Here is a 23,289-nt window from a genome sequence, read left to right as displayed (position 1 = left end):
CGGGCCGTGGCGGGAGACGATCTCCCCGAACGCTTTCTGGCGATGCTGGCGGTCGAGCGGGGCGCTGCGGCCAATACTCTCGCAGCCTATAGACGTGATCTGGAATCGGCTAGGGAAGCGATCGGCGATCTGGCTTCGGCCGATGGATCGGCGCTGGCATCGCTGGGAGAGGCATGGAGCAGCCTTGCTGCTTCCAGCCTCGCCCGCAAGTGTTCAGCCTTGCGCCAGTTTTACGGCTTTCTCGTTGATGAAGGCGTGCGCGAAGACGATCCTTCGGGCTTCCTGCCGAAGCCGCGCACGCGCAGACCTCTGCCGCGCTTGCTGAGCCACGAAGATGTCGAGCGGCTTCTGGCGCTTGCCGAAGCGGAGGCTGAAAGTGAAAGGCCCGATGCCGTCCGGCTGCTCTGCCTGCTGGAACTCCTCTACGGTTCCGGATTGCGGGCCACTGAACTGGTGTCGCTTCCCGTGTCGTCGGTTCCGCACGACGCACCTTTTCTGCATGTGACGGGAAAGGGGGGGCAGCAGAGAATGGTCCCGGTGAGTACGCGGGCGCGTAAGGCCCTGTCGCGCTGGTTGACCTTTAGGCGCCCGCACGCTTCGAAGTTCCTGTTTCCATCGCGCGGGGCAAGCGGGCATCTCACACGAGTGCGTCTGTTCCAGCTGCTGCGCGACCTTGCAGCGCGCGCCGATATCGATCCCGCGCGCATATCGCCGCATGTGCTGCGCCATGCCTTCGCGACGCATCTGCTTGAAGGCGGCGCGGACCTGCGCGTGCTGCAAATGCTGCTTGGCCATGCCGACATTGCGACGACCCAGATCTACACGCATGTCGATAGCGCGCGGCTCGTTGCACTGGTGAACGCCCGGCACCCGCTCGCCAATAAGGGGAACTAGGCGCAGGGTTCATCGTTTTGTGCCGGAAGGCGATGCGCGCGGCGCATCACGATAGGGGAAGGTTATGTTCAAGTTAGGCGGCCGGAACGGGCTGAAGTTGATAACGGCCGGTTCGGTTACGGCATTCGCGTTTATGCTGCAGGGCTGCGTGCCGGCGGCTTCGGGTGGAGGCGTGGCTTCGAGCGGCGATGCCTCGACACCTGCGACGATCAGCCAGGCTGACAAAGCGGAAGGCGCCAAGGCCCATCCGCAATTGTTGCAGGAATTCGGTGGTGCCGTGACGGGATCCCAGGCGGCCTATGTCGAGAAAGTCGGCAAGGGCATCGCCATGCAGTCCGGGCTCGGCAATGCGCGCAGCGACTTTACGGTGACCTTGCTGAATTCGTCGGTGAACAATGCCTTCGCGATTCCGGGCGGCTACGTCTACGTGACGCGGCAGCTGACCGCGCTGATGAACAACGAGGCGCAGCTTGCCGCCGTTCTGGGGCACGAAGTCGGCCACGTTGCTGCACGGCACTCGGCCAAGCGGCAACAAGCGGCGTCGCGCAATCAGCTGCTTGGCGCACTTGGCTCGATTCTCTCCGGTGTATTGCTGGGCGACAGTGCCTTCGGGCGCCTTGGGCAGCAGGTCTTTTCGCAGGGATCGCAAATGCTTACGCTCAAGTATTCGCGTTCGCAGGAGCTTGAGGCGGACGATCTCGGTATCGCCTATCTGCAGCGAGCCGGCTACGATCCGCGCGCCATGTCGACGGTGCTGGAAAGCCTTGCCCGGCAGAACGCGCTCGAGGCCCAGCTGCGTGGAACGAGCAATCAGGTCCCGGAATGGGCCTCGACCCACCCCGATCCGGCTTCGCGTGTGCGCGATGCCTTGGCCAAGGCAGGCGCCAATGCCACGGGCATCACCAATCGAGACGGGTTCCTGACCAACATCGATGGGCTGATCTACGGTGACGATCCGAAACAGGGCATTATCGACGGCAGCAATTTCACGCACCCGGTGCTGCGTCTGTCGTTCCAGGCGCCGGACGGTTATTACATGGTCAACGGAACGCAGGCCGTGTCGATAAATGGTGGATCGGGTAAGGCGCAATTCTCTGGCGGCAACCTCTCGGGCAGCCTCGATGCCTACATCGATACGGTTTTCGCCAGTCTCACCGATTCGAATCAGACGCGAATCACGCCGGCGAATATCGAAAAGGCGGCCGTGAATGGCATTCCCGCAGCCTATGGCGTGGCGCGGGTGCAGGCTTCGAACGGCCCTGTCGATGTGACTGTGTTCGCTTACGACTTCGGTGGCGGGAAGGCCTACCACTTCGTCACGATCACGCAGGCGGGGCAGGCCGGCGTGTTCAATCCGATGTTCAAGAGCTTCCAGCGCATCTCAGCGGCGCAGGCGGGAAGTGTCAAACCGCGTATGCTGGATGTCGTGACTGTAAAGCCGGGCGACACCGTTCAGAGCCTTGCCGGGCGCATGGCCTATTCCGACGCGAAGCTGGAGCGCTTCCTGGTGCTCAATGGCCTGCAGTCCAATTCGACGCTTCAGGCCGGACAGAAAATCAAGATTATCAGCTACTAAGGTCAATACTGCTGACGGTTTGCAGCGCCGCTGGCACAAACGAAAAAGGGCGGCAGGTTTCCCTGCCGCCCTAATCCGTTCAACTCGAATGGTTCGATTAGTTGGTCGAAGCCATGGTCGAGGAGGTCTTCTCGAAGGTCGAGGTCAGCTGCGAGCCCATGCCCTGCATGGCGGCGATCGCGGCGACGGCGATGAGAGCGGCGATGAGGCCGTATTCGATAGCGGTGGCGCCTTCTTCATTGCGGCGCAGCTTGGCGAGAAACTTCATGATGTGTCTCCTGATGATGCAGTCGTATGTACCCGTTCCGCTGCGCCTCAAGCTGTCTGCTGCGCTTCGGACGTTCTGAGGATTAGGTGAGAAATCTTGAAAAAGGCTTAAATCCGCGGCCGACTTATTTGCCGTTGATTGCATTTGACGACTTTGTGGAAATATCGTCCCACATGCCGATGGTTTCGGTCGCAAGACCCTCAATGGCGAGGAAGACGACAAGAACAATCATGCCGAGAATAATACCGTATTCGACAGACGAGGTCCCTCGAACATTACGAATAATATTGGAAAGGCGTCGAAAGCTTGTCATGGGCACCCTTCATGCGTCCCGCGATCGTCTCGGGGTCTCACAGCGGCGTTAATTAGTCTTTAACAGGATCATCTGAACTGGAAGAAATTCTGACACCCTTGCTCGTTACTGCTGTCGCCCTTGTCGATGAGGACGAAAAAGTTCTCATGCAGCAGCGGCATTTCGCGGCGGTGCATGGCGGCCTCTGGGAATTCCCGGGGGGTAAGGTTGAGTCGGGCGAGACTCCCGAGATCGCTGCGGTGCGCGAACTCGAGGAAGAGCTGGCCTTGCGTGTCCTGCCGGAAACGCTTGAGCCCGTCGGCTTTGCGAGCGGATATACTGCACCGCCGTCGGGCGGAGGTCGGGACCAGCAGCGTCCGCTTGTAATTCTTCTTTACGCTTGCCGCACATGGCAGGGCATTCCACGCGTGCAGGAAGCAGAAGCCGTTGAATGGCTCTATCCGGAAAAGATTGCCGGTCTGGCCATGCCGCCGCTGGATTATCCGCTTGCAGAAGCCCTTAATCGGTATCTTCGCGGACATTCCTCGGGCGATAAGGCGATATAGACGTTGACCGGACTCGAATCCCTTTCTAAAGGCGCACCTCCAACGCGCCCGTAGCTCAGCTGGATAGAGCATCAGACTACGAATCTGAGGGTCGGACGTTCGAATCGTTCCGGGCGCGCCACATCTCTCCCCGAACGAAGAAGGCCCGGTCAGCGCGACCGGGCCTTCTTCGTTCGGGACTGTCCCTTCTCGATCGCCGTCAGGCCTGCTTGGCGCGGCGCGGTTCGCTCTGGAGGGCGAAACCGTGCGAGAGGCCGTGATAGAGCTTCTCGCGGCACACCAGCTTGCTGACGGCGTCGGCAATGATGGCCGTTGCGAACAGCGGCAGGATCATGCCTCTGCTCGCCGTAGTCTCCATGAGGATGATCACGGCGGTGAGCGGCGCGCGCACGACGCCCACGAAGTATCCCGTCATGCCCAGAAGGATCACGGCCGACATGGGATCGTCGGGAAAGCAGTACGTGAGGAGTTGCCCCACACCCGCGCCGACGGAAAGCGAGGGCGCGAAAATGCCGCCGGGAGCGCCGGACACGGCAGTCGCAGCCGTTACCAGCAGTTTGGCCGGTCCGAACCACGGTGAAGCGCCCTGCTGGCCCTCGACCATCTGTTTGGTGACTTCGTAGCCGGTGCCCCATGTCGACCCGCCGGATATCACGCCGGCGACCGCTACGATGATCCCGCAGATGAGCGCGAGGAGAACCGGGCGCTGGCGGAAGAAGACGAACCAGCGTTGACCGCTTCGGGCGAACGCCAGCAACGTGCGTGAGAAGAGCCCGCCCAGAGCGCCGCCGATGATCCCGGCAACCGGAGCAACGATGACTACCGAACTGACGTTCAGCGTCTCGTGCATCACGCCGAAATAGATGTAGTCGCCCGACAGGCCGAGGCTGACGAGGCCGGAGATGACCACGGCGCCCATGACGAGCACGGCAACGCGTTGTTCAAAGGCCGCAGCGAGTTCCTCGATCGCAAAGGCCACACCGGCGAGCGGCGTGTTGAATGCGGCCGCAACACCGGCCGCACCGCCGGCAATCAGCACGCCTGCCGTCATCGGGACCCGAAAGATCTTGTGGCAGGTGATCATGATCGCGGCGGCGACCTGAACCGTCGGTCCTTCGCGGCCCACGGACCCGCCCGCGAGCAGCATGGCCAGCGTCAGCAGGAGCTTGACGATGGCCGTCGGCATCGACAGCAGCTTGGTATAGGCGAGATCGAGATCGCGTCCGGCCGCCATCACCTGGGGAATGCCGGAACCGCGTGCATCGGGAGACCAGCGGTTGGTGATCCACACGACGGCCACGAAGATGGCTGGAGTGAGCACCAGTGGAAGGTAGCGGTTCTGTTCCTGAAACTGGTTGAAGATTTCCTGCGACTTGTCGCCCAGCCACGCAAAGACGATGGCTATCAGACCCAGAGAGATCGCCCCGATCGCCGTCGCCGCGCGGCGCCGCGCGAGGTCCATGGAGTTGTCGAAGCCTGGGACGGCGTGAAGAAATTCGCGGATTCTCTCCTGGGAGGTCAAGGCGGTGTCGCTCGCTGGGCTGGGTGTGAAAACGCGCCGAAGCGCGCAGGGTGCTTTTGCGGGCTCTATTGCGCCAAGCGCACAGACAAGAGCAAGGGTTTTCCCCGAAAAATCGCGCTTTCTCGGGAAAGGGGCGCGAGCGCTTGGGCCCAAGTCGCTCTCAGGCATGAAAAAGGGCCGGAGCGAGTGGTCGCTCCGGCCCTTCGGTCAGTCGTCCAGGACGGATGTCTCTGGATTATTCGCCGGCAGTTTCTTCCGTGGCGGCTGCCTCGCCTTCCGCCGGTGCAGCGGCTTCGGCACCAGCTTCTGCAGAGGCGCTTGCCTGGGTCTGCTGAGCGAAGGCTTCGGCAGTCATGCCGAGCGTGAGAGCGTCGTTCACGAGGCCGAGGTACGACTTCTTCAGGATGACCGCGTTGCCATCGCTGAGCTGCACGGTGACGTCGTCGCCTTCGATCTTGGAGATCGTGCCGAGGACGATACCGTCGCTGCTCTTGATCGGAGCGTCAACGACCATGGCTGCTTCCTTCGCAGCGCCGGTTTCGGCCTTGGCGCCGTTAACGGCAGCTTCGAGCTGAGCCTTGGTCATACCGATGGTCAGGCCCTTTTCGCGCATTGCGAAAGCGCTCGGTGGCAGGCCGGCGCGCGCCGTGCCCGTGCTGACGGTGATCACACCGTTCGCGACGGATTCAACCGTACCAACTTCGTTGCCTTCGGGGCCGTAAACCTTGGCTCCCACCGTCGGGGCGACAGCCGCGCTGGCTGCATCCTGCGCCGTGGCGGCGACAGGAGCCAGGCTCGCTGCGACAATCGCGGCGGCGATGAGGGATTTCTTCATGTTGTACTCCTCTTCGGTGCGGGACCAGTTGGCGATCCCGGATAGCCCCCGACCCTGTGGGGGCACGAAACACGGTCCGGAAGCTGTGCCCGGACGGCTGACCCGGCCCGGTGGACCGAGGAACGTTCGCCGGCGTCGAGGCGCGCGCAAGGGCGAACGGCTAGGGTGCATTATTTACACCACTAAAACCGAATGGCCGCTGAACGGTTGCAGATCAATTGCGAAATGACAGTTTTCCGTGCCAAATCGCGAAAAGGAGAGGGTCGGACCGCCGCTTCAGGTGATCTTCGTGCGCCGATAGCTCTCATCGTCGGGGAAGCGTCCGCCCGGATCGACCATGATCCCGAGCATGCCCTGCGACCAGTCGGCAGAGTCCGGATACTGCCGGAACCAGTCGGTTACGACGAGGCGTTTGGCGATGCGCCACTCGTCATCCCGCTTTTCGAAGGTGTCGAGATAGCGCCCCGCGCCGATGACGTCGGACTTGCCGCCTTCCGGCACGTTTATGCGGTGGATGCCGTAGAAATAGCTTTCCACCTCGGCAGTGTCGCCATTGATGGCGGTCAGGACATTGCCGATCAGGTGCATGGTCTGGTCCATCGATCCCATGATGGGAAAGGCCCAGGCGATGAACTCTTCGGTATTGCCGGTGAAACCCATGTGGTCGTCGACGCAGTCCGGCCAGTAGGCGGAACGGACCATGTCGGCATCGAGCCGGTCCACGCCGCGCGAATAGCGATAGAGGCATTCGCGGATCGCTTCCCGGTCGGCAAGCTCCTCCATGATCTTGGAAACTTTCGTGGACATGTCCTTCTCCCGCATCGTCCCGTGCAATTATCTGTAAGGATTGTGGCTCGTGGCCTGGGGTGCAATGGCTGGATCCCGGCTGACATCTGGAGGCAAGAGGGACAGCCGAGCGAGGCTCCAGCCGGTCGCAGGGAACAACCTCGCGGCTTCGAGGCTTGATCCCCCGAAGTGACTGCTCCAGCAAGGTAGATGATGGAAGAACAAGGTGTCGCAGAAGCCGAGTGTGAAGAGGAGGCTCGGCCTTCGGTCTGGCGCTATGTCATGGCGAATCGCGCGCACTTGTGCATCGATGCGGCCGACTATTTCGCCATTATGCGCAGGGCTATGTTCCGTGCGCGCCAGCGCATCTTCCTGATCGGGTGGGACTTCGATTCTCGCATCATGCTGCCTGCAGGGCGGCGCTGGTGGCAGAAGGGGCGCAAGTACAGATTCCCTGCTCGCCTTGGGTCCTACATTTTGTGGCTGGTCAAGAAGCACCCTCAGATCGAAGTGCGGTTGCTGAAATGGAACTTCGCCCTCGTGAAGTACCTGTTCCGCGGGACGATGCTGTTCGATCTCATGCGCTGGGTCGTGCGCAAGCAGATCGATTTCAAGTTTGATTCGGCACACCCGGTTGGTTGCAGCCATCACCAGAAGATCGTGGTTCTGGATGACGTCATGGCTGCATGCGGCGGCATCGACATGACGACGGATCGTTGGGATACTTCCGAGCATCTGCCGAAAGATCCGCGTCGGCGGCGACCGGGTGGACGGCTTTACGATCCCTGGCACGACGTGACCATGGTGATGGAGGGGGATGTCGCGGTTGCCCTTGGCGAACTCGGCCGGGAGCGTTGGCAGCTGGCCGGCGGCGAGAAAATGGAGCCGTGCAAGCCGCAACCCGCAAGTCCGTGGCCGGAAGATCTCGATGCCGATTTCAGGAATGTTGAAATCGGTATTGCCCGCACGAGCGCCCGATACGAGGACACGCCCCAGATCTGCGAGATCGAGCAGTTGTTCATCGAGCAGATCCGACGGGCGCGCCATTTCATCTATGCCGAAACGCAGTATTTCGCATCGCGGGCCATCGCCGAAGTCATATGCGAAAGGCTGTGTGAGCCCGATCCTCCGGAATTCGTGATCGTGAACCCGCTGACCGCGGATGGCTGGCTGGAGCAGATTGCGATGGACTCGGCGCGGGTCGAACTTGTCGAAACGTTGCAGGAAGCCGATCGGCAGGGCCGGTTCCATATCTATCACCCCGTGGCGTCGGACGGGACACCGATCTACGTCCATGCCAAGCTGATGATCGTCGATGACGAGATCCTGCGGGTGGGCTCCGCCAACATGAACAACCGGTCGATGGGACTGGACAGCGAGTGCGACGTCTTCATCGACGCGGCACGACCTGCCAATGGGCATGTGGTGCCCACGATCCGCAGGCTGCGCCTGCGGCTTCTCGCTGAACATTGCGGCGCAGAGCAGGAGGAGGTCGAAGCGGGGATCGAGACCCACGGGTCCATGGCCGCGATGATCGATTCGTTGTCCATGTCGGGCAAGCGCCTCGAACGGTTACCCTTGAAACATCTGTCCGAAGCTGAAAGAGCCCTTGGCACTAGCGGAGTGCTCGATCCGGAACGCCCCGGCGAAATGTTCGAGCCAATCGAAACACGCGGGTTGTTCCGGCGTAAGGGACAATTGATGCGTATGCGCCTGATGCGAAGATTGAAAAGGAGTTTCAAGGGATGAGCAGTCTGGTCGGCCCCGACGAAGACAACCCGCTCGGAAAGCCGGAAGTCCCGGAGGACGTGCAGGATGCTATCCGCACCCTGATCCGCTGGGCAGGCGATGACCCAACCCGTGAGGGCCTGATCGACACGCCCAAGCGCGTCGCTCGGGCTTGGCTGGAATATTGCCAGGGCTACCAGGAGGAGCCTTCGATCCACCTCTCGCGCGTGTTCGAGGAAGTGGGCGGCTACGACGAGGTGGTCCTGCTCAAGGACATTCCGTTCCAGTCGCACTGCGAGCACCATATGGCTCCGATCATCGGCAAGGCCGCGATCGCCTATCTGCCGCGCGACCATGTCGTGGGGATTTCAAAGCTGGCCCGCGTGCTGCACGGCTATGCCCGTCGGCTGCAGATCCAGGAGCGGCTGACGGCCGAGGTGGCGCAGTGCATCTGGGACAACCTGAAGCCGCACGGCGTTGCCGTAGTGATCGAGGCAAGCCACGCCTGCATGACCGCTCGCGGCGTGCGCACCCCCGGTGTCGGCATGATCACCAGCCGCATGATGGGGACGTTCCTCGAAGACGATCGCTCGCGCAAGGAAGTGCTCAGCCTGATGGGCTATTGATCCCAACGAAAAAGCGCCGGGGTTGAGCCCCGGCGCCTTCTTTGATCGCCTTGCCCGCAAGACACTTTCGGGCAAGCGCGATTTCAGGCCCCGCGTGGAACCGGAACGAGTGCACCGGTGACGGCACGCGCTTCGTTCGAGGCGAGGAACGCGATTACATCGGCAATGGCGTCGGGCTTGGTCCACTGCGAGAAATCGGCATCGGGCATGTCCGCGCGGTTGGTCGGGGTGTCGATAATGGTGGGCAGAACAGCATTCACCGTCACACTCGTGCCCGCCAGTTCCTCGGCCAGCGCTTCCGTCAGGCGGTGCACACCGGACTTCGACGCAGCATAGGCGCCCATGCCCATGCCGGCCTTTACGGCAGCCCCGGCCCCCATGTTGACGATGCGGCCGGCGTCGGACTTCTTCAGTTCGCTCAGCGCGGCCTTGGTGATGGTGGCGGCGGTCATGAGGTTCATCGAGTGCATGCGCGCCCATTCACTGACCGAACCATCCTCCAGCGTTTCCCAGGTGAAGCCGCCGGCAATGTTGACGAGCGTATCGATCCCGCCATGCGCGGCCACCACCTTTTCGAGCGCGGCCTTGGTCGCCTCTTCATTGGTCAGGTCGACGCCGCCGATGTCCAGCGCGCCTTCGATTGGGGTCTTGGCTTCGGGCGCAAAATCGATGCGAGCCACTTTGGCGCCGGCGGCAGCGAACTTTTCCGCCACCGCCTGACCCAGAACTCCGAAACCACCTGTGACGATAACCGAACGTGCCATGAAAACTCCTTGCTTTGCGACTGAGGCTAACTTGGGCCGGGCAGGGGAGCAAGCAGGCCTGTCGGTCCAACGCCCTGCCGATACCGGCCACGAAAAAGGGGCGGCCGTCCTTCCGGAAGGCCGCCCCTTGGCTAATCCGCAGATTACCTATCAGAGCTGGTTGAGCATGTACTCGGCCGAGCTCACTTCGAAGGTGCCGGGCTCTTCGACATTGAGCTGTTCGACAACGCCGTCGTTTACGACCATCGAGAAGCGCTGGCCGCGCGTGCCCATGCCGAAGCCCGAACCGTCCATTACCAGGTCCACGGCCTTGGCGAGGTCGGCATTGCCGTCGGCCAGCATGGTGACGTCCGACGAACCGGAAGCCTTGCCCCATGCGCCCATGACGAAGGCGTCGTTGACGGCGGTGCAGACGATTTCGTCGATGCCCTTGGCCTTCAGATCGCCCGCCTTGTCGACGAAGCCTGGCAGGTGCTTGGCCGAGCAGGTCGGCGTGAACGCGCCCGGGACCGAGAAGAGTGCGACTTTCTTGCCTGCAAAGTAGTCGGCGGTCTGGACCGGTTCGGGTCCGCTTTCGCCAGCCTTCATCAGTTTGACGTCAGGCAGCTTGTCTCCAACGGCGATGGTCATGGAATGCATCCTTTTTCTGCAAGTGAATCGCAACGCGGGCAGATATAGGACGCCCGCGCCATAGGACAACGTCCCCTGTTGGTGAATCCGGTTGGGAGTGCGTCTCCAAGACAGAGAGCGTCAGAGGGTAGGGACCTGGCCCGCATGGCGAAATCGTGTTGCGGGAGTGCAAACGCTTCTTTGAAAAATCATATAAAGATATCTTTATATTTGCTTCGATGCCCGGGAATGAGTAGGGATCGCGCATCCCGGTGCCGCTGGAAGTCGGATCTACGCGTGCGGCGCCTAACCTTTGAACCACCCAGGAGTTTGCGCCCGTGGCCACTGCCAAGACCGACGCACAAGATTACGCCATCGCTGACATCTCGCTTGCCGAATACGGCTTTGATGAGATTGCTATCGCGGAAACCGAGATGCCGGGCCTGATGGCTCTGCGCGAAGAGTTCGGCGAATCGAAGCCGCTCAAGGGCGCGCGCATTACCGGTTCACTGCATATGACGATTCAGACGGCAGTGCTGATCGAAACGCTGGTTGCGCTCGGCGCCGAAGTGCGCTGGGCCACGTGCAACATCTTCTCCACCCAGGATCACGCGGCTGCCGCCATCGCGGCGAAGGGCATCCCGGTCTATGCAATCAAGGGTGAAAGCCTCTCGGACTACTGGGACTATGTCGGCAAGATCTTCGACTGGTCGACCGAAGAAAATCCGGATCTTACCGCCAACATGATCCTTGACGACGGCGGCGACGCCACCATGTTCGCGCTGTGGGGCGCGCGCGTGGAGGCAGGCGAAGAGCTGTTCGAACCCTCCAATGCCGAGGAAATCGAATTCGTCCGTGCCCTCAAGGCCTTCCTCAAGGCCAAGCCTGGCTACCTCTCGCGCTCGGTCAACGCCATCAAGGGCGTGTCCGAAGAGACCACCACCGGCGTGCACCGCCTCTACCACCTCGCCAAGGACGGCAAGCTGCCATTCCCGGCCATCAACGTGAACGACTCGGTGACCAAATCGAAGTTCGACAACCTCTATGGCTGCCGCGAATCGCTGGTCGATGCGGTGCGCCGCGCCACCGACGTCATGCTTTCGGGCAAGGTCGCCTGTGTCGCCGGCTTCGGTGACGTCGGCAAGGGGTCGGCCGCCTCGCTGCGCCAGGCCGGTGCTCGCGTCATGGTCACCGAAATCGATCCGATCTGTGCCCTGCAAGCCGCCATGGAAGGCTACGAAGTCGTCACCATGGAAGAAGCCGTGAAGCGCTGCGACATCTTCTGCACGGCGACCGGCAACGAAGGCGTCATCACCGGCGAGCATATGGAGCAGATGAAGGACAAGGCCATCGTCTGCAACATCGGCCACTTCGACTCCGAGATCCAGATTTCGGCGCTCGACAACTATAATTGGAAGGAAATCAAGGCCGGTACCGACCTCGTGACCTTCCCGGACGGCAAGCAGATCATCATTCTGGCCAAGGGGCGCCTGGTGAACCTGGGTTGCGCCACCGGCCACCCCAGCTTCGTCATGTCCTCCAGCTTCACCAACCAGACGCTGGCGCAGATCGAGCTGTTCACCAAGTCCGACGAGTACGAAAACCGCGTTTACGTGCTTCCCAAGCACCTCGACGAAAAGGTCGCGGCGCTGCACCTCGACAAGCTTGGCGTGAAGCTGACCAAGCTTTCCGAAAAGCAGGCCAAATACATCGGTGTGCCGCAGGCTGGTCCGTTCAAGCCTGATCACTACCGTTACTGATCCGACAGATCGGGGGATTGCGCCTTCAGGGTGCGATCCCCCCATTGTCATAGTGCGTTCGCGGCACCATAGCCGAAGGCGATGGAGCTGAACCGTTTCCTGCCCTTGCTGATCGGCCTGCTGCTTGGTGCCTGGACACTGGTAGCTGCCTGGGCCGTACTTGCAGCACGCGCGCGGGACCAGCGCACGGCAAGCCAGCTCAAATCCGCCCGCCGCCTTGCCCACATGGTCGAGGAATCGCCGGCGCTTCCCTTGCTGGTTCGCTCCGATGGCCGAATCGAAGCCAGCCCGCGTCTTGCGCAATGGCTCGGCCTCGATGCCATGCCCCAGTATCTGTCCGAACTCGACGGGGGCGGACGGGGGCTGCCCAAAGACAAGCTCGATGAACTGACCGAGGCGGTGCGCCGCTGCCAGAAGACGGCAGCGCCTTTCCGCATGGTCGTGACGCCTGAAGGCTCGACCCGCAGCCTTGCACTGCGCGGCCATCTGGCCGATCCGCAGGTCTCGCCGGGCGGCGCGGCTCTGGTCTGGATTTTCGATTTCAGCGACAGCGAGAGCGAACTCAATCGGCTGCGCGAGGAAGCGGCCCGGGCGCGCGGCGATTTCCATGCGCTCGTCTCGCTGATCGAAGCTGCGCCGATGCCGATGTGGTTCCGCCGTGCTGATGGCGAACTGCAGCTCGTGAACTCCGCCTACGTCGCCGCTGTCGGCGCCAAGAGCGCAGAGGCTGTCGTCGCAAGCGGTGTAGAACTGATCGAGACGGTCGACGGTGTGGCGCCTGCACAAGTTGCGCAGCAGGCGGTGACGGGAGGAACACCGATCGAGCGCATTGTTCATGCGACGATTGACGGTCAGCGGCGTGCCTTGCGTGTCAGCGATCTCCCGCTGGGCGAGGATGGCATCGCGGGGTACGCGGTGGACATCGAGGACATGGAAGAGCTGTCCCGTTCGTTCCGCGCTTTCCGCGATGCGCAGCGCGCATTGCTCGACCAGCTCTCCGCCGGCGTGGCGCAGTTCGATGACAAGAAGCGGCTGGCGTTTGCCAACCAGCCATTCCAGCGCCTTTTCCGGCTATCGACGCGGTCCATGACGGATCCACCGGCGTTCGAGCGCCTGCTCGATGCCGCGCGCGATGCCGGCCGTGTTCCCGAAGTTCGCGACTTCCCGGCCTGGCGCCGCGAAAGGGCGGCCTGGTTCGCTTCGGGCCACACCCAAGAGGAAGCCTGGTCGCTGGCTGACGGCACGCACTTGCGCATCGTGGCGCAGCCGATCCCCGATGGCGGTCTGCTGCTGATTGTCGAAGACCGCACCGAACAGCTGCGTCTCTCCGCCATGCGCGACACCTTGCTGCGCACCCGTACGGCGACATTCGACAGCCTGTTCGAGTCGATTGCAGTCTTTGCGCCGGATGGGCGGATGCAGCTCTGGAACCGGCGTTTCGCTGCCGACTGGGGCCTCGACAGCGAATTCCTCGACACGCACCCCCATGTCGAGACGCTGCTGAAGAAGATTTCCTCGCGCCTCAAGAAACCGGTCGAGGCGGAAACCGTCGGCAATGTCGTGCGCGCGGCAACGCTCGACCGCACTCAGAAAGGCGGCCGGATCGCCTTGGCTGACGGACGGATACTCGAGTTCGCGGGCGTTCCACTGCCGGACGGAAACGGCTTGCTCGCCGTGCTCGACATTACGGACTCGCAGAAGGCTGAGGATGCCCTGCGCGAGAGCAATGCTGCGCTGATCGAGGCCGATGCCATCAAGACGCGCTTCCTTGCCAACATGAGCTACGAACTGCGCAATCCGCTCAATTCCATCGGCGGGTTTGCGGAAATGCTCGAACATGGGCTCGGCGGGGACCTTACTGATTCCGGCAAGGATTACGTCGGTTCGATCCTCCAAGCCTCGGCCCAGCTTGGCGAGCATATTGATAGCCTGCTCGACCTGTCGCAAAGCGAAGCGGGCATGCTTCCGCTCAAGAAGGAAGACATCGACGTCATGCCGTTCCTGCGCGGTGTGGCGGAAGAGCGGGCGGCGCGGCTCGAGAAGGCCGGGCTGACGATGGACCTGCGGGCCGATGGTCTGCTGCGCTCGCTTTCGGCCGATCGCCGCCGTCTGGCCCGAGCGGTCGGGCACATCGTCGACAATGCCATCACCGCAAGCGAGAAGGGCGGACGCATTCTCGTCAAGGTCTCGCGGCGCAAGGCCGGCGGTGCCGACCGAATCCGCATTCTCATCCAGGATCGGGGCAAGGGCATGGACGGCCGCAGTCTGGCCCGCGCCATGGAAGGCATGAAGGTGAGCGCCGACGGCAAGACCATGGAGCGCCGCCGTGGGCTCGGGCTGCCGCTGGCCCGGCAGCTTGTCGAGGCACATGGCGGGACATTGCGTCTGGAATCGGAGCCCGGCCAGGGCACCAGAGCGATTATCGAGCTGCCATGACCATCGATCTGCCCGATCTGCAGGCGATGGATCGTCTGGGGCGCACCATCGCCTCGAACTTGCGCCCAGGCGATGTCGTCGCTCTCACGGGCGGACTCGGCGCAGGCAAGACCACGCTGGCCCGGGCGATCATTGCGGCGCTCGGGCACGAAGGCGAAGTTCCATCTCCCAGCTTTTCCATTGTCGAACTCTATGATCCGCCTGCTGTCCGGATACCTCTGGTCCATGCGGACTTCTATCGGTTGAACGATCCGGGAGAGGCGGAAGAGATCGGTCTTGATGATTACCGGGCAAGGGCGGCGATGATCGCCGAGTGGCCCGATCATGCGGGGGGCTTTGCCGATGAGGGGGGGTGCCTCTCGATTACGCTCGATGTTGTCGGCAATGGACGTATCGCCATTGTCGAAGGTGGTTCGGATTGGCTAGGGCGAATGCCACAATGACATCGACTCAATCCGACCTACCCGCCGATCTCGAAACCTTTCTAGCCAAGGCAGGCTGGGAGGGCGCGACCGTCGAACCCTTGCCGGGTGACGCCTCGTTCCGCCGCTACTTCCGCATCCGCAAGGGCGAGGACAAGGCGGCGATGCTGATGGACGCGCCGCCGCCTAACGAGGACCCGGTGCCTTTCCTCCGCGCGGCGCGATGGCTCGATGCCAATGGCATGCGCGCCCCGCGGATATTCGCAGACGATCCAGAGCGCGGATTGGTCCTGTTGGAAGACTTCGGCGCCGCGCGCATGCGCGATTATCTTGATCAGTGGCCGAGCGATGAAGAGGCGGTCTACAAGGGCGCGGTCGATGCGCTTGTAGCGCTGCACGATCTGCCGCCGGGGCCGTTCCTCGATTACTCGCTGCACGAGTATCAGCGCGAGGCCCGGCTTTTCATCGACTGGTACTGTACGGCGCAGAACCTCTACGTCGATGCGTCAGGCTTCACGTCGGCCTGGGAATCGGTGTTCAGGGAATTGCTGCCCAATCAGCGTCCGGGCGTAACGGTGCTGCGCGACTATCATGCCGAGAACATCATGCTGCTCGGTGCGCTGGAGAAGCAGGGCCTGCTCGATTTTCAGGACGCGCTGGTCGGCCACCCAGCCTACGATCTCGTATCGCTGCTGCAGGATGCCCGCCGCGATGTTTCCCCCGAAATCGAGAGCCGGATGTTCGACCGCTACGTGCGGGCGATGGGCGTCGACAAGGATGTTTTTCTCGCCGACTACGCGCGCCTGGGCGCGCAGCGGAATGCCAAGATCGTCGGCATCTTCGTGCGGCTCTGGCGGCGCGACAACAAGCCGCGTTACCTCGACCTGATCCCGCGTGTATGGGCGCTGCTCGAACGTGATCTCGCGCATCCGGCGCTGGCGCCGGTCGCCGCGTGGTTCGATGCGAACATACCCGCCGAGCTGCGTTCGGCGCATGGGGGACAGTTCCAGGCATGACCGGAAAACCTCTCGCCAGCGACACCGCGATGATCCTGGCCGCAGGGCTGGGCAAGCGCATGCGTCCGCTCACTGCGAGCCAGCCCAAGCCGCTGGTGCGCGTTGCCGGCAAGTCGCTGATCGATCACGCGCTCGACAAGCTGGAGAGCGCCGGCATCGGGAATGCGGTTGTGAACGTCCACTATCTCGCCGATGCATTGGAAGGCCACTGCAATGTCCGCAGCAGGGCGCCGAAGGTCCGTGTTTCGGATGAACGCGAGCAGCTGCTAGAAACGGGCGGCGGTATGGTGAAGGCTGCGCCAATGCTGCCCGATCCGTTTTTCTGCCTCAACAGCGACAATATCTGGGTCGATGGGCCCAATGACGTGTTCAATGAACTGTCGCAGGCGTGGGATCCGGAGCGCATGGATGCGCTCCTGCTGCTCGTCCCCCATCCGCGGGCGATGAATTATCGCGGCGAAGGCGACTTTCATCTCGATCCCGAAGGCCGGATCACACGCCGCAAACGGGGCTATGTTGCCCCCTTCATCTACTCGGGCATCCAGCTCGTTTCGCACCGTTTGCTGCGCGATGCTCCGGTAGGGCCTTTCTCGACCAACGTGCTGTGGACCCGTGCGATCGAGGAAGACCGCCTCTTTGGCATCTCGCATATGGGATTGTGGTTCGAGGTCGGCGAACCGGCGGCGATCAAGCCGACGGAGGAATGGCTGACCCGTGCCTGAAAGGGCAGGGCCCAATCTATACTCCATTGCCGCTCACCGCGGTTTTGCCGATGCCCTCGTGGCGGGCCTTGTCCCGCGCTACGCGGAACCGGACCTCGGCCTTGCTCGCCTGACACTCCTGCTGCCGAGCCGCCGGACGGTGCGCACGGTGACCGAAGCCTTCGTGCGGCATTCCGGCGGCGATACATCGCAGGGCATGCTGCTGCCGCGCATGGCGGTCGTCGGCGATCTCGATCTCGACGAAATGCTGGGGCCGCTGCTCGATCCGTTGGGTGCTGCCGATATACCGCCTGCGGCCGATCCGACACGCCGCTGGCTGCGCTTGGCCCATTACCTGCGCGAAGTCGAAGGCGACAAGGCGGGGAAAGGCGCGGCCTTGCTGCGCCGGGCATGGGAAATCGGCCGCACCATGGACCGGTTGCTGGTCGAAGGCATCGCGCCGATCGATCTGATGTCCGAAGAAGTTGTCGGGATCGTCGGCGATCTGGCCGGGCACTGGAGTGAAAACACCCGCACCTTCCTGATGGTGCAGCAATACTGGATCGCCGAACTGACCGAACGCGGCGAGATCGACGCGCCCGAACGCCGCAACCGCCTGTTCGAGCATGCCGCCCGGCGCTGGCGGGATGAACCGCCCGCCCATCCGATCGTTGCGGCCGGCGTCACCAGTGCTTCCCCGTCGCTCGCGCGTCTGCTGCGGGTGGTGAGCGAATTGGAGCGCGGCAGCGTGATCCTGCCGGACCTCGATCTGGCCCTCGCGCCCGAGGTGTGGGAGGAACTGGGCACTGCCGGCGCCCCGGCCGAGAAGGACGATCCGCCGTTCGGCAGGCAGGACGCCGTGACGCATCCGCAGTACCATCTCAAACTGCTGCTCAACCGCATGGGCATTGCGCGCGATGAAGTGCAGCCCTGGCACCGCTCGGGTCTGTCCGCAGCACCGCCGGTGCGCAGCAAGGCGATCTCGAACCTGTTCCTGCCGCCCAAGGCCTCTGCCATCTGGGCCGATCTCAAGCCTGAGCATCGCCGCCTTTCCAATGTGCGGCTGATGGAAGCGACTCATCCCGGCGAGGAAGCGCAGGCCATAGCCGTCTTGATCCGTGAGGCGCTGGAGGTGCCTGAACGGCGCGTAGCGCTGGTTACGCCGGATCGCGGGCTGGCCGCGCGCGTCGTCGCCCACTTGCAACGCTGGGACATCGAAGCGGACGATACGGCGGGTCAACCGCTGCCACAGACTGCAGCGGGGCGTTTGTTTCTGCTGCTCGCGGAAGTCATGGCCGAGCAGGCCGCACCCGTACCGCTCATCGCGCTGCTTGTGCATCCGCTGGCGGGAAGCGGTGAGGGCAGGGCGCGCTGGCTTGAGAATGCCCGCAAGCTGGATCTGGCATTGCGCGGTCCGAGACCCGGCGCGGGCTTGGCACCGCTCAAGAAGATTGCTGCGGAGCATAAGCTTGGCGAATGGTGGGCCGAGGTCGAAGCGATCCTGGCACCGCTCTTTACACTGAGCGATGGTGAACCTTTGGCGGCGATGCTCGGCGCGCTGTCCGAAGCGGCCGAAGCGCTGTGCGGTGAAGCGATATGGACCGGCCCGGATGGCCGCGCGCTCGGCACCTTCATCGAGGAGGTTCGCGAAGCGGCCGATGCAGCGGGCACCTTGCTCGATCCTCGCGAACTGCATGCCGTGCTGCGCGATGCCATGGATCGCAGCTCCGTGCGTCCCCCCTGGGGCGGTCACCCGCGCGTGGCCATCTACGGTCTGCTGGAAGCACGCATGAGCCGCGCTGATCTCGTCATATGCGCGGGTCTTGCAGAGGGCGTTTGGCCGGCTACGCCTTCGCAGGACTCTTTGTTGCCGCCCGCTGTGCTGCGCGCGCTCGGGGTGCCGGGGGCGGATTTCCGCATCGGGCTCGCCGCGCACGATCTGGCCGCGGCATTGGGCGCGCCCGAAGTCGTCCTGAGCTGGGCGCAACGGGACGAGGGCGGGCCCGTCATTCCCTCACGCTTCGTACTGCGCGTGAAGGCCATGCTCGGCGATCAAGTTGCCCGACATGAGGAGAAGCGCGCGCGGGATCTTGCACGCAAGCTTGACGATGCGCCTTCGGTGCCCGCGCATCCGCGCCCGCAGCCGCTGCCATCTGCCGAGCAGCGCAAGGTCGAGGTCTCCGTCACTGGACTGGACCGGCTGCGCGGCGATCCCTACCAGTTCTATGCCAATGCGATCCTGCATCTGCGGTCTCTAGACAGCCTCGATGCCGAGCCGACCCCGGCCTGGCAGGGCATCGCCGTCCACGCCATCCTCGAACGCTGGCACAAGGCTGGTGAGCCCGCACGCGGTTTGCACGCCATCGCTGAGCAAGTGCTGGATGAGATGAGCGCGCACCCGCTGATGCGCGCCTTGTGGCGGCCGCGCTTGCTCAAGGGGCTCGACTGGATAGACGAGGCGATCGCTGCGCAAAAGGAAGAGGGCCGCAAGGTTGTTGCCGTCGAGCAATGGGGCGGCATGCATTATCGGGGCGTGCGCATCCACGGCCGCGCCGACCGCATCGACCGGCTGCCCGATGGGAGCCTTGCGGTCGTCGACTACAAGACCGGAACCCCGCCCTCTTCGCGCAGGGTGGAAGAAGGATTTGCCCTGCAACTGGGACTGATCGGAATGATCGCCGAGAACGGCGGTTTTGAGGGCATTGATGGTGAGGCTGCCGGTTTCGAGTATTGGTCGCTGGCCAAGAACAAGGACCAGATCGGCTATGTTGCGACGCCGCTGAAGATCGGAAACAAGCGCAGCGGTATCGATCCGGAAGAATTTCTGCCCAAGACCGAGTTCTTCCTCAACGACGCGCTTGACCGCTGGATTCTCGGAACCGAGCCCTTCACCGCGCGGCTCAATCCCGAACTCGGTAGCTACGCCGATTACGATCAGGTCATGCGTCTCGATGAGTGGCTGACATCGCTCGGCGACATCGGCGCGGAGGATGCAGAATGAGCGGCTCTGCGACCGTCCATCCTCTTCATGGCAACCAGATGCGGGCCGTCGATCCGCAGGAGACCGTGTGGCTCTCCGCGTCCGCCGGCACCGGAAAGACGCAGGTGCTGTCATCGCGCGTGCTGCGCCTGCTGCTGCAGCCGGGCGTCGAGCCGTCGCAGATCCTGTGCCTTACCTTCACCAAGGCCGGTGCGACCGAAATGGCGGCGCGCATCAACGGAACGCTGGCGGAATGGGTACGGTTGAGCGAGACCGACTTGTTCGCTCGCCTCGATGCCATCGGCGCGCCGACCGACCCGGATACGCTGGCCCATGCGCGCACGTTGTTCGCGGCCGTGCTCGATTGCCCAGGCGGAGGTCTGCGGATCGATACGATCCATGCCTTTTCGCAATGGCTGCTCGCGACCTTCCCGCTGGAGGCCGATCTCATCCCCGGCAGCCGGCCGATGGAGGATCGCGAGCGTGTGCTGCTCGCGCGGCAGGTGCTGGCGGATTTGCTGCTCCATGCCGAAAGCGATCCGATGGGCGATCCGCAATTGCTGCGCGCCGTCGAAGAACTGTCGGTGCGCCATGGACCCGATGCGGTCGTTGGCTTCCTCCTGCGCTGCGCCTCCGCGCGGGAAGCGTGGATCGGTCCAGGAAGCTGGCAGGCAGGCGACATGCGCGCCAATGTGATGCGTCTACTCGGCTTGCCCAGCGATGCCGATGCGGATTGGGTGGCGGCGATGTGCGATGATGCGCAGTTCGACGTGCAGTCGCTGCGCCGCTGCATGGAAGTGAACCATGAGTGGGGCACCAAGACCGGGCTTGGGGCGGTCGATGCGATCAGCGAATGGCTGCTCGGCGATGCGGCGCAGCGGATGGCGGGCATCGATGCGCTCGTCAGTGTCTTCGTAACGCAGAAGGGGCTGCCGAAGTCGAGCGCGTCGCAGGAAAAAATCGATCCTGCTTATCCCGATTATGCTGCACGCGTGATCGAATGCCTCGCCAACGTGCGCGCGGCTTCTGCACTCTTGGCACTGGCTGACAGGCTCGTGCCCGCCCTGCGGCTCGGCCGTGCCTTCGCTCTTGCGTGGGACGAGGCCAAGCAGCGCGAAGGGCTGATCGATTTCGACGACCAGATCCGCCGCGCAGCAGATCTGCTCGGCAACAAGGCGCAGGCCGACTGGATCCGCTACAAGCTGGATCGGCGCTTCGATCATATTCTCGTCGACGAGGCGCAGGATACCAATGCTGCGCAATGGGACATCATCTTCGCCATGGCCGAGGAGTTCTGGGCTGGCCTCGGTCAGCGCGGCGATGTGATGCGCACGCTCTTCGTCGTAGGCGATTACAAACAGGCGATCTTCCGCTTTCAGGGCACCAGCCCGGAAAACTTCCGCCGCGCGGCCGACCGCGTGCGCCGCGAGATGCTGCTGGCTGCCGAGAACGTAGAAATGCTGCGCAGCAATCTGCGTGCGCGCAAGCTTATCGAGCTTGGCCTCGACCGCAGTTTCCGCACCGCGCAGCATGTGCTCGATTTCGTCGATCGGGCGATTGCCGGAATCGGGCCAGAGAACTTCGGCCTCGATCACAAACCGGACCGGCACGAGGGTCAGGAGCGCCCCGGCTATGTCGCCTTGTGGCAGCCCATCCGAGACGCGTCTGATGAGGACGGTGAGGACGAGCAGGAAGAGGGCACAGCCCAGACCTGGCTCTCACGGCCTGACCGCCGCATGGCCGACAACATCGCCCGGCAGGTGAAGGCATGGCTCGATCCTTTGGGCCCCGGTTTCACGCTGGTGAAGGGCAGGCCGCGCCGGGCGACGGCGGGCGACATCATGGTACTGGTGCGTCAGCGCAAGGAACTCGCGGGCCTTATCGTCGCGCGGCTGCATGCTGCGGGCGTGCCCGTTGCCGGCGTCGATCGCTTGCGCCTCGGCGCACCGCTGGCGGTGAAGGATCTGGTCGCTGCCTTGCGCTTTGCGGCGCAGCCGCTCGACGACCTCAATCTGGCCGGGCTGCTGGTTTCCCCGCTGGTGGGCTGGAGCCAGGAGCAATTGCTGCAGCATGGCTATCGCGACAAGCATACGCGGCTGTGGGATCACTTGCGCCGCTCGCGCGAGCCCGAGGTGGCCGCGGTGCTGGAGCAACTGGGCGAACTGCTGGCGCGCGCCGACTACGAGCCGCCACAGGATCTGCTGCACTGGATACTGGTCGGGCCCTGGGAGGGACGGCGACGGCTTGTCGCCCGGCTTGGCACCGAGGCCAACGACCCCATCGACGAACTGATCAACGCGGCCAGGGCCTACGTCGCCACCGACACGCCCAGTCTGGCCGGATTTCTTGCGTGGTTCGAGGCTGGCGATGGCGAGTTGAAGCGCGAGGCGGACAATGCGGCGGGCCTCGTGCGGGTGATGACGGTGCACGGCTCCAAGGGGCTGCAGGCGCCGATCGTCATTCTGGCCGATGCCACGGGTAATCCCGAAAGTGCGCGCGAGCGCGGGCTCGATCTGCCTGATCCGGCCAACGATAAACGGGCTATCCCGCTCCCCCCACTTTCGAAAGACGAAAAACAGGGGCGCCTCGCCGAAGCCATCGAGGCGAACAAGGAGGCCGATGAGGAGGAACACTGGCGCCTGCTCTATGTCGCGATGACTCGCGCCGAGGAAGCCTTGTTCGTGGGCGGCGCTCTCGGCCGCCGTGACAAGGACGGACCTCCGCCAAAGAGCTGGTATGCGCGGCTGCGCGAGTTGTTCCCGCCCGAAGGCGAAGTGCCCGATCCGATCTGGGGTGCGCGCTGCGAGCATGGCGCGATGTCACCTTCGCTTCCTGTCGCGGCCGCAGCGCCCGAACTGCCACTGCGAGAGCCACTGCCGGCCTGGCTGGAACGCGCGCCGCCAGCAGAGCCGCGTCCGCCACGTCCGCTCGCGCCGTCGGCATTGGGTGAGGACGATGCCCCCGATCCGCCGTTCCCGCCGGGCTCTGGCCGAGATGCGGCGCGTCGCGGGACGCTGATTCACAGGTTGCTTGAGCGATTGCCAGACCTTGCACCCGACAGTCGTTCCGACGCGGGGCACGCATGGCTAGTGCGCAATGCCCCCGATCTTTCAGAAACCGAGCGGGACGGGCTGATGGATATGGCGCTGGGCGTGCTCGAGAATCCGGATTGGGCAGAGCTGTTTCGTCCGGATAGTCTCGCGGAAGTTCCGGTTGCGGCGGTGGTTGGCGGGCAAGTCGTTGCCGGCACTATCGACCGTCTGGTGATCGAGCCGGGCCGGGTGCGAATTATCGACTACAAGACGTCGCGACGCCCCCCGGAATCGCTTGAGCATGTGCCCCGGGGCGTACTGCGCCAGATGGCGGCTTATGCGGCGGCTCTGGAAAGGACTTTCCCGGGGCGTTCGATAGAAGTGGCGCTTCTCTACACCACGGCGCCCCGCCTCATTCCCGTTCCGGCCGATGTGCTGAGCGCCCACAAGCCGGACTTCACAGGCATTGAGTAATG

19 protein-coding genes and 1 tRNA gene are annotated in these 23,289 nt (G+C 63.4%); 13 read left to right on the top strand and 7 right to left on the bottom strand.

Going from position 1 to position 23,289, the window contains the following annotated elements; genetic code table 11:
- Positions 1-6: 6 nt before the first annotated feature.
- Together IEX64_RS05230 and IEX64_RS05225 are read left to right on the top strand one after the other, a co-directional pair.
- Positions 7-894 (top strand): tyrosine recombinase, encoded by an 888-nt coding sequence (locus IEX64_RS05230; RefSeq protein ID WP_268238437.1) that lies wholly within the window; start codon positions 7-9, stop codon positions 892-894.
- Between the two features lie 64 nt (positions 895-958).
- Entirely contained in the window at positions 959-2,470 is a 1,512-nt protein-coding gene (locus tag IEX64_RS05225) for a M48 family metalloprotease (protein WP_506330848.1), read from the top strand.
- Between the two features lie 97 nt (positions 2,471-2,567).
- On the opposite strand, the gene IEX64_RS05220 is transcribed toward IEX64_RS05225, so the two are convergent.
- Positions 2,568-2,738, bottom strand: coding sequence for a Flp family type IVb pilin (locus IEX64_RS05220; protein WP_188818630.1), 171 nt, complete (start codon positions 2,736-2,738; stop codon positions 2,568-2,570).
- Positions 2,739-2,862: 124 nt separating this feature from the next.
- Positions 2,863-3,051 (bottom strand): Flp family type IVb pilin, encoded by a 189-nt coding sequence (locus tag IEX64_RS05215; protein WP_188818629.1) that lies wholly within the window; start codon positions 3,049-3,051, stop codon positions 2,863-2,865.
- 98 nt (positions 3,052-3,149) lie between these two features.
- On the opposite strand from IEX64_RS05215, the gene IEX64_RS05210 reads away from it, so the two are divergent.
- Both IEX64_RS05210 and IEX64_RS05205 read left to right on the top strand, forming a co-directional pair.
- Positions 3,150-3,596, top strand: coding sequence for an NUDIX domain-containing protein (locus tag IEX64_RS05210; RefSeq protein WP_188818628.1), 447 nt, complete (start codon positions 3,150-3,152; stop codon positions 3,594-3,596).
- A gap of 44 nt (positions 3,597-3,640) precedes the next feature.
- Positions 3,641-3,717: transfer RNA gene (locus IEX64_RS05205), tRNA-Arg, on the top strand.
- A gap of 78 nt (positions 3,718-3,795) precedes the next feature.
- Here IEX64_RS05205 and IEX64_RS05200 read toward each other — a convergent pair.
- From IEX64_RS05200 to IEX64_RS05190, 3 genes are all read right to left on the bottom strand, one after another.
- Complete coding sequence (locus IEX64_RS05200) at positions 3,796-5,058, bottom strand: chloride channel protein (RefSeq protein ID WP_188818627.1); 1,263 nt, start codon at positions 5,056-5,058, stop codon at positions 3,796-3,798.
- A 295-nt stretch (positions 5,059-5,353) separates the two neighbouring features.
- A complete protein-coding gene (locus IEX64_RS05195) occupies positions 5,354-5,953 on the bottom strand; it encodes a hypothetical protein (RefSeq protein WP_188818626.1) in 600 nt (199 codons plus the stop codon).
- A 276-nt stretch (positions 5,954-6,229) separates the two neighbouring features.
- Positions 6,230-6,760, bottom strand: a complete 531-nt coding sequence (locus IEX64_RS05190) for a nuclear transport factor 2 family protein (protein WP_188818625.1) — start codon at positions 6,758-6,760, stop codon at positions 6,230-6,232.
- Positions 6,761-6,949: 189 nt separating this feature from the next.
- On the opposite strand from IEX64_RS05190, the gene IEX64_RS05185 reads away from it, so the two are divergent.
- Together IEX64_RS05185 and folE are read left to right on the top strand one after the other, a co-directional pair.
- Positions 6,950-8,488, top strand: a complete 1,539-nt coding sequence (locus IEX64_RS05185; RefSeq protein WP_229710079.1) for a phospholipase D-like domain-containing protein — start codon at positions 6,950-6,952, stop codon at positions 8,486-8,488.
- Positions 8,485-9,093 carry a GTP cyclohydrolase I FolE gene (folE, locus tag IEX64_RS05180; RefSeq protein WP_188818624.1) on the top strand — a complete coding sequence of 203 codons (609 nt, stop codon included), beginning with the start codon at positions 8,485-8,487 and terminating at the stop codon, positions 9,091-9,093. Before IEX64_RS05185 ends, folE begins: the two co-directional genes overlap by 4 nt.
- A gap of 83 nt (positions 9,094-9,176) precedes the next feature.
- Here folE and IEX64_RS05175 read toward each other — a convergent pair whose 3' ends face one another.
- The gene (locus IEX64_RS05175; protein ID WP_188818623.1) at positions 9,177-9,857 is read right to left on the bottom strand and encodes an SDR family NAD(P)-dependent oxidoreductase; all 681 of its coding nucleotides are present in this window, start codon (positions 9,855-9,857) and stop codon (positions 9,177-9,179) included.
- A 150-nt stretch (positions 9,858-10,007) separates the two neighbouring features.
- Positions 10,008-10,487 carry a peroxiredoxin gene (locus IEX64_RS05170; protein ID WP_188818622.1) on the bottom strand — a complete coding sequence of 160 codons (480 nt, stop codon included), beginning with the start codon at positions 10,485-10,487 and terminating at the stop codon, positions 10,008-10,010.
- A 317-nt stretch (positions 10,488-10,804) separates the two neighbouring features.
- Between IEX64_RS05170 and ahcY the strand changes: the two genes are divergently transcribed.
- The 7 genes from ahcY to addA all read left to right on the top strand — a co-directional run bounded on the left by ahcY (position 10,805) and on the right by addA (position 23,287).
- Entirely contained in the window at positions 10,805-12,226 is a 1,422-nt protein-coding gene (gene ahcY, locus IEX64_RS05165; RefSeq protein WP_188818621.1) for an adenosylhomocysteinase, read from the top strand.
- An 81-nt stretch (positions 12,227-12,307) separates the two neighbouring features.
- Positions 12,308-14,662, top strand: coding sequence for a PAS domain-containing sensor histidine kinase (locus IEX64_RS05160; RefSeq protein ID WP_188818620.1), 2,355 nt, complete (start codon positions 12,308-12,310; stop codon positions 14,660-14,662).
- Positions 14,659-15,105: a tRNA (adenosine(37)-N6)-threonylcarbamoyltransferase complex ATPase subunit type 1 TsaE gene (tsaE, locus tag IEX64_RS05155; RefSeq protein WP_188818619.1), complete on the top strand. Its 447-nt coding sequence runs from the start codon at positions 14,659-14,661 to the stop codon at positions 15,103-15,105. The genes IEX64_RS05160 and tsaE overlap by 4 nt, the downstream gene beginning before the upstream one ends.
- Positions 15,102-16,100, top strand: coding sequence for an aminoglycoside phosphotransferase family protein (locus IEX64_RS05150; protein ID WP_188818618.1), 999 nt, complete (start codon positions 15,102-15,104; stop codon positions 16,098-16,100). The genes tsaE and IEX64_RS05150 overlap by 4 nt, the downstream gene beginning before the upstream one ends.
- A complete protein-coding gene (locus IEX64_RS05145) occupies positions 16,097-16,822 on the top strand; it encodes a nucleotidyltransferase family protein (RefSeq protein ID WP_188818617.1) in 726 nt (241 codons plus the stop codon). Before IEX64_RS05150 ends, IEX64_RS05145 begins: the two co-directional genes overlap by 4 nt.
- Positions 16,815-19,802, top strand: a complete 2,988-nt coding sequence (locus IEX64_RS05140) for a PD-(D/E)XK nuclease family protein (protein WP_188818616.1) — start codon at positions 16,815-16,817, stop codon at positions 19,800-19,802. Before IEX64_RS05145 ends, IEX64_RS05140 begins: the two co-directional genes overlap by 8 nt.
- A complete protein-coding gene (gene addA / locus IEX64_RS05135) occupies positions 19,799-23,287 on the top strand; it encodes a double-strand break repair helicase AddA (protein ID WP_188818615.1) in 3,489 nt (1,162 codons plus the stop codon). Before IEX64_RS05140 ends, addA begins: the two co-directional genes overlap by 4 nt.
- The last annotated feature ends 2 nt before the right edge of the window (positions 23,288-23,289 follow it).

Source organism: Novosphingobium indicum, assembly GCF_014645195.1.
In the GTDB taxonomy this organism is placed as follows: Bacteria; Pseudomonadota; Alphaproteobacteria; order Sphingomonadales; family Sphingomonadaceae; genus Novosphingobium; species Novosphingobium indicum.
Note: the sequence above shows the minus strand (reverse complement) of the source record. Positions and strands in the feature narration are given on the sequence as shown.